This is a genomic window from Thalassolituus marinus, from assembly GCF_020320395.1.
GTDB lineage: Bacteria > Pseudomonadota > Gammaproteobacteria > Pseudomonadales > Oceanobacteraceae > Venatoribacter > Venatoribacter marinus.
Genome location: NZ_JAEDAH010000088.1, coordinates 131,883 through 143,339, shown reverse-complemented (window position 1 = coordinate 143,339; position 11,457 = coordinate 131,883). Strand labels below are relative to the sequence as shown.

4 protein-coding genes are annotated in these 11,457 nt (G+C 52.0%); all 4 read right to left on the bottom strand.

Annotated elements, in window-relative coordinates:
• Positions 1-111 precede the first annotated feature (111 nt).
• The 4 genes from I9W95_RS13665 to I9W95_RS13650 are packed head-to-tail and all read right to left on the bottom strand — an operon-like array spanning position 112 to position 11,453.
• Entirely contained in the window at positions 112-1,302 is a 1,191-nt protein-coding gene (locus tag I9W95_RS13665) for a hypothetical protein (protein WP_225675820.1), read from the bottom strand.
• Positions 1,303-1,312: 10 nt separating this feature from the next.
• Positions 1,313-1,783, bottom strand: a complete 471-nt coding sequence (locus I9W95_RS13660; RefSeq protein ID WP_225675818.1) for a DUF6160 family protein — start codon at positions 1,781-1,783, stop codon at positions 1,313-1,315.
• The gene (locus I9W95_RS13655; RefSeq protein WP_225675816.1) at positions 1,783-3,183 is read right to left on the bottom strand and encodes a hypothetical protein; all 1,401 of its coding nucleotides are present in this window, start codon (positions 3,181-3,183) and stop codon (positions 1,783-1,785) included. The genes I9W95_RS13660 and I9W95_RS13655 overlap by 1 nt, the downstream gene beginning before the upstream one ends.
• On the bottom strand, positions 3,180-11,453 hold the full coding sequence (locus I9W95_RS13650; protein WP_225675814.1) for a lectin-like protein: 8,274 nt from the start codon (positions 11,451-11,453) through the stop codon (positions 3,180-3,182). Before I9W95_RS13650 ends, I9W95_RS13655 begins: the two co-directional genes overlap by 4 nt.
• Between the last annotated feature and the right edge of the window lie 4 nt (positions 11,454-11,457).

Genomic DNA, 11,457 nt, shown 5'->3' with positions numbered 1-11,457 from the left:
TCCCCTGGGAGGCAGTAGGCACTGCGGATTTAAAAGTCGTTTATAGAAAACAGATACCTTTAAAACTGTGGGACAGCAGTGGGCATCAGCCGGTTTTTTTATGCCATACACTCAGTTGGTGTTGTATGTCTGCGACCAGGAAGGCAGTGTATTGATATCGCCATAGTTGGTGTTTCCACCATACAGCTGGAACTTAGGATGGTTAGGGAAATAGTTATTCGGGTGCTGACCTTCCTGCGTTTTCGCAATCAGACCACCATCGCCGCCCAGGTTAATCCAGAAACCAGGAGAAGTAACCTCAGGTGAAAAGCCCTGCACAGCACTCCACTGAATTGAACGGGTTCCCATAGAAAAGAAGAACGCATTGGTATGGTTCAGATAATTCGATTGCACCGGAAATAACTGTGGATGCGGTGACTCATCCAGAAGTTTTTCAGGGCTGGTAACTAAAAGTGATGCAGCCCCGCTTACATTGGTTAAATCCAGTGTTTTGGTGTCCAACCAACCCACCGTACGTACACCGCCAAGAAAGGCTTCAAGTGAAATCGACCCCAACGGCAACTTTCCCAAAGCACCAAGATCCAGCTCAACATCCGCGGTAATGGTTGGCCGGATAAACCCGGAAATTACGTCAATAATATTCCCCTGATAACCGAACGATTCTTCGGCACCAAGACGAAAACCCACCAGTTTTCTCACACCACTGGATTCATCAAAAGCAAACTCCAGGTACGGGTTCTCCTGCACAAACGGCAGCAGCTCGTAAACGCCATTCCCCTTATTAATCGCCTGCCCCATAGTGACGTCACGTAGCTTGATATCGACGCCACCATCCGGTTTAAAGCCCCCCGGGAACACGCTTTCATCGAAGAAACTTTTTTCCCCACCCGTATCATGGGTCAAAGCCGATGACACATACTGATCACTGCCCAGCCCCACCGAGCCACAGGGATTAGCAGTACAAGCCCATTTCACATTATCGTCATAGGTTACGGGCACAACGTTGTTGTAACAGATCTTGTCACCACCAGCACCACCAGTACAGTTAGTTCCTTCCGGACGCCAGTAACGACCCAACGAAATTTCTTCAATGTTAGCGTTTAATTCAACACGAGCTCCAATGGTTAAACGCAACATTTCCAGGGTTGAGCCATCAGCCTGAGACACCCCCTGATCGGTTACTTCAAAAATAGCCTGCCCAAAGGTTTCGGACAGAGCCTGCTCATCCATTGCCTGTAAAGCAGCAGTGGCGGATGGCGAAATTAATACAGCGCCCAGAGCCAAGGTTGTTATTATTTTCATTGTTTTTAACCTACTTTGTCGCAAATACGCTCATGGTAGTTTGCGCAGGAAACTGCAGACTACCATCCATTTCCACCGACATTAAAAAACGAGAGGAGGTATTCTTAACCTTCTCACTGCTCATGTACAAGCCATCGGTTTTTAATTCATCAAATACAATTTCATCCGGCATGGTCCACTGAATAGCACCCGCATTACCTGTAGGTCCGAAGTCGCTGACCAGATCAATTTTCAGACCTTTGACCTCAATCGCACCGGTAATATTGTCTATCACCAACCAGTAATCCTGCCCATCGGCATAGTCTGCATCTTCATTAGTGTAACTGATGCGGGTGCCAGCATCGAATTCTGCACGGGCACTCAGAGTAACGCCGGCCTGACCGCTGGTACTCTGCAGCTCAGACTCCGTTAACTCACTCATTTCAGCCGCGGCAGCCAGAGGCCACAAAGCCATTAAACACAGCGCTTTTTTCATCATCATTAAAGGTCCTGTGTTGTGAATACGAGGCGTTGAATCTCAATCCCTTTAATTTCAATCACGTTCTGATTCGGAATAAACGGAATTTCATTACCGGGGTTATTGTCATTGTAAATGGCAACCTGTTCATTATAAGTAACGGTTTTAGGCACAAAAGCACGATGGGTAACGTCTGCGACGGTATCAACGACAAAACCATTTTCGTCACGCAGGTAAATGTCTTCCACACCGGTAATAATTTCCGGGTCATTCTCATCACCAAAGGCGATTGACTGAATATAGATATTCCCCTGAGGGGCTTGTCCTACATCCTGTGGCAAGCCAGCAATTTCCACACGCAACTGAGTTGTCGCCGGAAGATACTGAGGATTTTTCCAGGTGCCACGCTGAATCTGCGAATACTGTACCGTACTGATGGTCAACGGTTGATCAACAGAACCCAGCGGCAGATAGGCATCCACACCACGCAGTTCAAGCACGCTGGAAGCGGCACCGGTAGGATCCGCAGTGATACGAATGGCATCGGCCCGCAAACCTGTCGTCATGGCCAGCGCCAGCCCCCGATCAGCGTAGGTTGGTTGACCACCTTTGGTATACGCTCCGGCATTAGCTAATGTTTCACCCTGATTATCATGAGCCCAGATATAAGTTGTCGTACCGTATAAACGGGCACCGACAACATCAACCGATGCCAGAAACTGATCATCAGCAGAGAGCGTCCGGTTTTCATCAGTCACAGAGTCCAGGCGGAAATGCAGGTTGAATTTATCCGTTGCATTATCCAGAGCCAGCTCCTGAGCCTCAAGGTAGGCCGCATAATCAGCCCCACGACTGTACAGGTTGCCAACATTGATGCTGTTTGCGCTGGTAAAAAATCCCTGTGGCAGGCCCTGATAGTAAGTTGTGGCTCCCTGAATCTGGCTGGGTTTAAACAGCCCGTTACTGTAAGAGAAAAAATTGCGATTCAGTTGTGTCTCATCCGCCGCCGGAAAACCGGTATACAGCGCTGTGTGGACTTTATTACCGGTAATAAAACTGCCATCACCTTCCGGATCAAAGGTAGCTATATGCTCTTCCTGAATCTCACGCAGGTCGGCAACCACAAACGGATCATCATAAGTACCAAAACGACCACCGCTGCTGGCAGTACCCGGTGTTGTACCGGTTTTATAGAAACGCAGTTCACTGAAAATCAGCGACTCGGGGTCTGCACCCTCAGTCAGGTTAATACGCAGTTTGAAATCATCCGGCGCGCCATAGTCGCCGGAATGAATCACCACATCATCGAATACCGCACCCAGGCCTTCGCCGGTGACATCCCCCAGCTCAGATTCACTGAGGGACTGCATAGCCAGAGCAGACACAGGGGCTGCCAGAAGTAAAATACTTGTTAGTTTAATCATTGGTCTGCCCCCCAGGTAAAGCGATCATCACTGCCAGAGCAGATAAGACCATCGTCAGCAAAATTCCTTACGTTAATGCGTTGGTTGGTACCAATACGACACCATTTTTCACCACCATTCGTCTCGCGAACATTCAGGCTACCGCCATCATCCACAAGCACCCAATCTGTTGGTGAACCATTACAGTCTGTTTTACCAAGATCACCTGTACCTGTAGCACAAGCACCGTCTCCCTTATTAATCATACGATCGCCGTACGGGTCATAGGTCCATAGTTCAGCGTCAGTCACACTACCTGAGCAGGTATTGGCTTCATAACGTCCATCTCCCTCATCCCAGGCAACACAACGACTACCGTCGAACACCAGACGTCGCCAGCGTGGCGTGGTAGTAACGTCAACAGTCTGTGTATAGATCTCGTCAGCGTTTGCCAGTGAAGAATCTGGTCCGCCCCAGACTGTCAGTTTCAAAGAGCTGACAATGTCATCCTGATAGGTATACGGAAGATTCATATTCACCGTAACGGTCCGGGCTGCTTCACTCATACCATCGCTGTAAGTAAAGCTACCAGAAGCACTTGCAGGGGTAACAAACGACATACCGTTTGCGTCAGTAAGCTCCCAGCTGTAGTAAATCGACGCATGCTTTTTATTTACTGCCGTTTTATCCGGCACAGTGAAGCTCAGAGCCATATCTGCTGGATTACCGAGGAAGCTATCAATCGGGTAGTAAGTTCCACCTTGTGACGTTGCATTATTGCTTACCGCGGCCTGACTGATAACAATCAGATCGTTAACACTGATGTCATCGGTAATAACAAAGTCACGATACGTCTGGTTTACACCGCTGTCCTTATTCGCATTATTCGCCGTCCCAAGGCCAACAACCCTTGAGGGATCGGCATCCGCCAGAGTTACCCGCACGGTATAGTCATTACTGCCGTTAAACAGAATATCTTTAGTGCGAATTTTCAATTGGCTTGGTGACACACCACCATTCATTGGGAAGTTCACCTGACTGCTGGAACCGGTTGGGGTGGAATAGTCGAGAGACAGATAATCAGCATCCGTTTTACCTGTCAGTTTATCCAGTACTTCGACGTTACTGATCACGGTAAATTCAGTAGCACTGTTACCCGCGCGGTTAATAGTTGCCGTCAGCAACTCTCCCTCATAGGTAATCACTGCAGGTTCATTAATAGTCACTACTGCCGGACTGGTCACATCCAGCAGAGTCAGGTTAGCCGTTGCTGTTGTAATTACCTCTCCGGCCAGCGGGTTTAAGGTAAAGGTAACAACTTCATCAGTTTCCTGAACATCATCATTAACCACGTTAACGGTAACGGTACGCGTTTCTGACACTGAGTTAGTGGTCACCGAAGGTGTAATAGCGTCCCAGTTAAGCGTCGCATTGTAGCTGAAGTCACTGCCAGCTGCGGGGGTTGCACTGACAGTCAGCGTCGCTGCCGGGGCGTAAATACCGGTATTACTGCGCACAACATTCAGCTCGCAGCTTAGTGGCATAGCAGCTGTAGCAAGGTCATCCGGCAGGGTTTCCGCCAGGTTAGGTTCTTTACAGCTGAAGCTGCTGGCAGAGAAGGCAAACTCACCCGGCGCATAGTCACGGATAATGATCTGAGCAGAGTTCTGAGCAGTCAGAATAGGATCGATACCAGCGCCGCTGTCATATACCAGACCGGTAATGGTTACCGATACATTGCGATCCGCCGTACCAATCTCAGGATTCACGAACACTTCGATATCGAAGCACTCCTGAGCGCTGCCACCATCCGCGAACAGCACTGAACCGGTTGTACCCGCCGGCACAATTCCGGTGGCCGCAAACTGGTAATCACCGGTACTGATATCTACACCCGCTGTGGCACTGCCACCAATGGTGTAGTTCACGGTAACGTCACCGGTGGTGCCAGATTCACGATTGATGCAAATCTGCTCTGTCGAACCGTTGCTCTCCAAAATGATGTTGTCAGCCGGAGCTTCTACCGAGAAGTTACCGTACGGGTTTGGCGTGAGGTCGGTCAGACGCAGGGCAAATGTAGCCGGCGTGCCAATTGTGGCCGCGCCACTATCGGCAACCTTGATGCGTGCCAGCTCGGTACCTTCACGCAGACCATCATCACCACTATCAATGGTGATATCGAAGGTCTGCACACCTTTAGTGTCTGCCGGCCAGGTAACCGGGAAGCCGGTACCTGCGGCATACGCCGCAGCGAAAGCCAGATCAGCACTATTAGCTGCACTAAGCATATCTGCCTGAGTACCCAGTTGTGCCGTGCTGTTAGCGGCATCCAGATCAACGTATACCGTCAGCGGATCTTTACTGCCACGAGTACGCTCGAGCGATACACTTACGGTATTGGCGGCGGCGTATTCATCAACCAACACTCCCGCACTGGCAAACTGTACCTGACCAGCCGGTGGTGGTGGCAGAATCTGGCCACGTTCTGTGGCGGTTAATACGCGATTAAAGAGCTGAATATCGTCAATCAGACCAGTAAAGGATTCCGCCGCACCCGGTACATTACCAACGTAAAGACTACCGTTATTGGCTAATGCGGTTTCACCAACATAGTCGTACTGTGCTACCAGTTCTTCGTCGATATAAACGCGGAATCCGGCAGCATCTTTTTCATAAATCACATTCAGCCACTGCTGGAACGGGATATTCTCTTTATTCACCACACGGTTATCGCTGAGCGTCGTGCTGTTGGTTAAGTGCAGAGACTCTTCCGCCGGGAAGAGGAAAATCCCCGGCTGACGCTCCAGACCGCCATCACCTTTCTGCAATACGCCGCGCCAGTTTCCAGCGGCGGCCTGCTCAATACTGATACGGAAGGCCACGGTGTACTCTGTGGCAGGAACGTCCAGGCCATTTTCAGCATCAGCTGCTGTACCAGGCACCACCATGACGTCATTTGGCGTCAGCGACAGCGCACCGTTAACAACCGCTGGCAGCGGGTTCGAGCTGTTATTCAGCGCGTCATGGCCGTTAGCGGAGCTGTCCTTTTGCGGTGCAGAGGCATCGTCAAAGTCATAACGAGCCAGAATCGGCGCTTTAACCGTAACCACGACATAGGAATCGGAGGTCACCGCCGTCGCCGTGCCTGCCGGGGTATCGGTTACCGACAGACGGAAGACCAGCACCGCATCCTGCTGCAGCAGCGTTGGTGCGTTATAGTCAGCGGTAACAGTACCGGTGCCGTTAGCGCCGGTGACCAGCTGATTATTGCTGACCACCACGTCGGAATCAGCCACGTTACTGAAGCGGCTGTCAGACACCAGCGTCCACTGCGCCGATGCAATCACCTGCTCTTCGTCATCAGCCAGAGCAGCCGTTAAGGTATTGCTGCTCTGCTCCGCGACCACAGTAGCCGTGGCGGACAAATCAGCAACCACCGGGAAGTTGGTTTCTGCACCGTTGGCGGTCCATTCACCTTCTTCAACACGGTCGTGCACGTTAATCCAGGCCTGATCCTGACCGGCAATCTCCATCGCCAGCTTCAGCTTGGCATTGCTGACAGCATCGGTTGGGGCAGCGAAGGTCCAGTCGTCACCGGCACTGTCGAGGGTATTACAGGCAGTAAAGCCTGCTGACCAGCGCATATCCACTGTGGCGTCTGTTTCGACAATTTTCCATTCGTAGCCATTGGTACAGGCGTAGCCACGGGAAATCGCACTGCCACTGGTGTACTTACAGCTATCAGCATACCAGGTGCCGCTACCCGCTGTTGCCCGGTCGAAGTAGCCGCAGTCTTCTTCTTCATTGAATAATGAATCTTCAGCCCAGTTGCTGTAGGCCAGATATGGGCGCCAGCTGCTTTCCACTTCCTGATCGCTCAGGTTCAGCCAGGTATCACGACCATCTGCTGCTACCAGCGCTGCGAGCGTATCCTGGTTCATTTGTGCAGTTTTAGCGCCGTAGCTCATAGGTACGAAGAATTCACCACCGGCAAATTCAGCGGCACAGACAGAGAAGCCCTGCGACCAGATGCCCACTGCGCTGGACACAAACCACTCAACATTGCTGCCGGTAATAACGCGACAGGCAAAAGGCGCCACTTCAACCGAGCACTTAGCTGCGTACCAGTCGCCATTGACAGCCATACGCGCACAATCACGGTTGCTGACGTTAGACGGCTCGCTTGCAGCCCACCAGGCGTAACGCAGGCGGTTAGAAATCCACTGCGATTCCAGTGAGGTATCGGTCAGGTTGATCCACACCGACTGGCCACCCAGCAAGGCTGTCAGTTCATCCATTTCATCCGGGGTACGCGGTACCGCAAACAGGCTGGCGTTTTGCTCCTGACACGCTTCGAAGCCGCTTTCCCACTTACCGCTCAGTCCGGTAATGCTCCAGCTGCCGTTAAAACAGGCGTAGGCGTAGTTACTGTTGCAGGAAACGTCAGTCCAGTTACCTGCAGCATCCAGCAGCGCACAGTCAGAGTTGTTGTAGTTATCGAACACCGGCTTCTGCCATACGCCCAGTTTCAGGCGATCTGCGAACCAGCGGTTGTTCTGTGAAGTGATATCCGCAACGTAGTAATAATTCAGCCAGGTATTCTTAACCTGCGCTGAGGCGTCGCGAATTGCGGCATCCAGAGCCAGCTCTTCTGCCGCCGTTACCGGCGCCGAGAAATAGAACTGCTGACCAAACTGCTCCTTACACAGGCTGTTACCACGATCATAGGACCAGTAATCTTCACCGACCTGAGGTGCGACCTGCAGAGAGCCGTCAACCAGCGCGCCCTTCGACACAGCGATATTCCAGCTGGAGCCATCGAAACAGGCATAATGTGCCGCACCGGATGTACAGCTGGCTGTACGCCATGGGTTATTCTGGCCTGCTGCAACCGTCGACTTAAAGACGCAGGTATTGGCTGGCTCTTCACCCGGATAGGCTGGCGCCAGCCAGTTGGTGAATGGCAGGTTTTTACGGAAAGCAGAACCATCACCGCTACCAGCAACGTTATCTTCCTCACCGCCATCGGTCATGTTCAGCCAGACGCGGGCAATAGCAGAGCCGCGCTCTTTCTCTGCCAGCAGGCGAGCAAAATCGAGCTGAATAGCATCATTACGCGACAGTGGTGCAGCAAAAACGAAACTGGTGCCGTATTCGCTGAAACACTGCTTGTGACCATCAGCCATTGACTGAATGCGGCCCTGAGACTTTGTTACTTTCCATGTGTAGCCATCAGTACAGGCCCATGGATACTCTGCCGCAGAGGTACAGCTGACGTCATCGAGGTAACCATCGTCACGCTGAACCACGCAGTCCTCACCCTTGAGTACTGCGGTCTCTGCGGCTGCATTCAGACCACCGTTATCCGGCTGTGAAACCAGCCAGAACGGATAAGCACCGATCGCTGCCGCGTTGGAAACCCATGCGCCTTCGCGCATCACGTCCGTTGCATTCAGCCATGCTGACGTCTCACCTGCCGCAGCAATCGCTTCTTTCGCTGCCAGGTTTTCGTTAAACGTTTCTGGAGCAGCAAATGCCCAACCTGCACCCAGAGCTCCACAAGCTTCTACCGCGTTGGCAAAGTTACTCAGATCACCGGAAGTGACCGATAATGCCCAGTTATTACCATTACGGCACAGGTAGCGGTAAGCGGATGCCGTATCACAATCGGCGTCTGCCCAGCTGCCAGCACTATCATTATTCAGTAAGGCACAGTTTTCCGTAGCACCACCATTCGGTTCTGCGCTCCCCCATACAGGAACGATTACCGAGTATTGATTCCATTCCCAGGCCACCCCATCGGATAAACGGTTGCCATTAATCCAGAAGTCTCCACCAACACCCTGCAGTTGAGCGAAATACTGCATTTGTTTCGCACCATCCAGAGAACGAGGGGCAGCAAAGAGATAACCGTCTCCCAACTGATCGCAGGCGCGCTGACCATCAGAGAAATCCAGCAACGTGGTAGCGTTATCGGTGAAATACCAACGACCGCCCGTAGTACAGGCCACTGGCAACGAATCTGAACAATCACGGGCAGACCAGAGTGCATCAGCAGCAGAGGCTGAGACACAGGACTCAGATGCCAGTGCTGATGGCTGGCCGTAATCCCAGTTGTTGATATCACGATTCAGCAACCAGGCACCTTCACTGGCACTGTCAGTAGCGTTAATAAAGACATCAGAGATAACCGCAGTGGCCATCACAGACACCAGGTCTGCTTTCTGACTGAGAGTTTCCGGTGCAAAGAACTTGTAGGTACCACCAATCTGCTCACATGCCAGTGTCAGATCAGCAGACGAGGTATAGGTAGTCGCCGGAGCCAGAGCCCAGCTGCCGTTGATACCCGCATTAGGGTCATAGCAGGCAACAGGCAGACTCGCAGTACATGGCACATCATTCCACAAACCCGTGGACTGCTGCTGCACACCGCAATCTTCGTTACCACCAGCGTCATTCGGCTCACCGTCATTCCAGAACGGCGCCAGAACATCCATATCGAGGTTGTAAACGAATGTCTTTTCGTATTTTTTGTCGGTGGCATTAATCCAGACATCTCCAGCCCCTGATGCCTGGGCAACGATCAATAATTCCTGACTCTGAGCGAAGGACACAGGCACTGCAAAAACGAAATTACCGGTTACGCCATCTTTTTCAATGGCGGCACAGGCTGCATGACCGGCACTGATATTTTCTGCCGCATCATTATCACTACCAAGCCCGGTAGCACCGGGTGAAATCGCCCATTCATAACCGTTAAAACAGGCAACACGTTTGGAATTGCCACAGCTCGTATCATCCCACAGGCCGGCAGAACCACCACTGGCATACAACTGCACACAGTCACCACTGTCACTCGGTTCACCGGCTGCAAAATAAGCCTTTACACCACGATTGGCAGCCAGAGCGGCGTCCCGGTCGATACTGGCACCATCAGAGTAACGCTGCCAGGAACTATAGAACTCGTCATCGTTATCCAGCAGGTCGTACCAGACAGCCTTAGCCAGGTCACCACCGCCAATATCGGGTGCCTGGTAATCTTCGTTCCAGATCCAGCTCTGTGTATCAGTAACCTGACGCAGATTAATCCAGATCCGAGTGCCTGCTCCCTGCCCATCGATCAGCCGGGAAACAATGGAGCGATCCTGCTCTGTACGCGGAGCCAGCAACTCATATTGGCTGTATGGGTTACTGCTGGCCGTCGAACTGTCCGGGCGTGAGCAGGCTTCTACCGCTGTATCGAACTGATGCGATGCGTTACGGATCGTCCAGTTGATACCATCGGAACACAGAATTTTTGCCCGGCTTTCACAGTCAGCACTGAGCCATTGACCATCACTCTGGCGCGCCGTTACACAGATACCAGCAGCGACATCAGGCTGGCTTGAGGCCCAGTTAAACAGGCCGTGGTTCATCATCCAGTAACCTTCAACGGCACTGTCACTGGCATTAATCCAGGCACTGCCCAGAGCCGCATTGGTCAGCGCAGTATTCAGAGCAGCCTGATCAACCGATGTGCGTGGTGCAGCAAACTGATAGCCAGCACCGAATTCCTGCTGGCACACAGCGGTCAGCTGATCAACCGATGTGAAAGCAGAACTGCTGGCTGTCACCTGCCAGTTGCTGAAAGACAGATCAGCACAGGCAAGCTGCTGGCTGATAGCACAACTGTTGTCATTCCATACCCCGGATGACGTGCTTTCAGCACAGTTTTCTGCGCCACCCGCATTATCGGGTTCACCAGCATTCCAGAAAGGTGCCTGAGGGGTTGAACCTTTATTCAGAATCCAGGTGCCTTCAGACGCCATATCCTGAGCATTAATGAATACGTTGGTTTCACCCGCCGCACTGATTGCAGAGGTTAACGCGTTGCGCTGTGCCAGCGTTGTCGGTGCCGCAAACTGGCTACCGATATTGGTACATGCGGTTTGTGCAGCAGCCACACTGGAGGAAGCATCATTATCAGCGCCCATAACCACGGCAGCAGACAAACTCCAGCTGCTGCCATTGAAGCACGCGGCACGACGGCTTTGCTCACAACCGATGTCATTCCATACGCCGCCATTTGTCTGCGTCGCACAGTCTTCACTGCTGGAATCGTTCGGCTCACCGCCATTCCAGAAGGATACCGTATCGGCGTTAACCAATTGTGCCTGCGCGGCAGATAAACCACCGGTGACACCTGACGCAAACCAGACAGACTCACCGGCACTGTTCGTTGCAGCCTGAGCGAAAGAAGCGGCTGCAGTTAAGGTGAGAGATATGATTGTTTTTTTATAATTGTTTTTCATAACC

What these genes read in the sequence shown, in the direction of transcription:
- I9W95_RS13660 (WP_225675818.1), bottom strand. Translation starts at nt 1,783, where the DNA reads ATGATGATGAAAAAAGCGCTGTGTTTAATGGCTTTGTGGCCTCTGGCT.
- I9W95_RS13655 (WP_225675816.1), bottom strand. Translation starts at nt 3,183, where the DNA reads ATGATTAAACTAACAAGTATTTTACTTCTGGCAGCCCCTGTGTCTGCT.
- I9W95_RS13665 (WP_225675820.1), bottom strand. Translation starts at nt 1,302, where the DNA reads ATGAAAATAATAACAACCTTGGCTCTGGGCGCTGTATTAATTTCGCCA.
- I9W95_RS13650 (WP_225675814.1), bottom strand. Translation starts at nt 11,453, where the DNA reads ATGAAAAACAATTATAAAAAAACAATCATATCTCTCACCTTAACTGCA.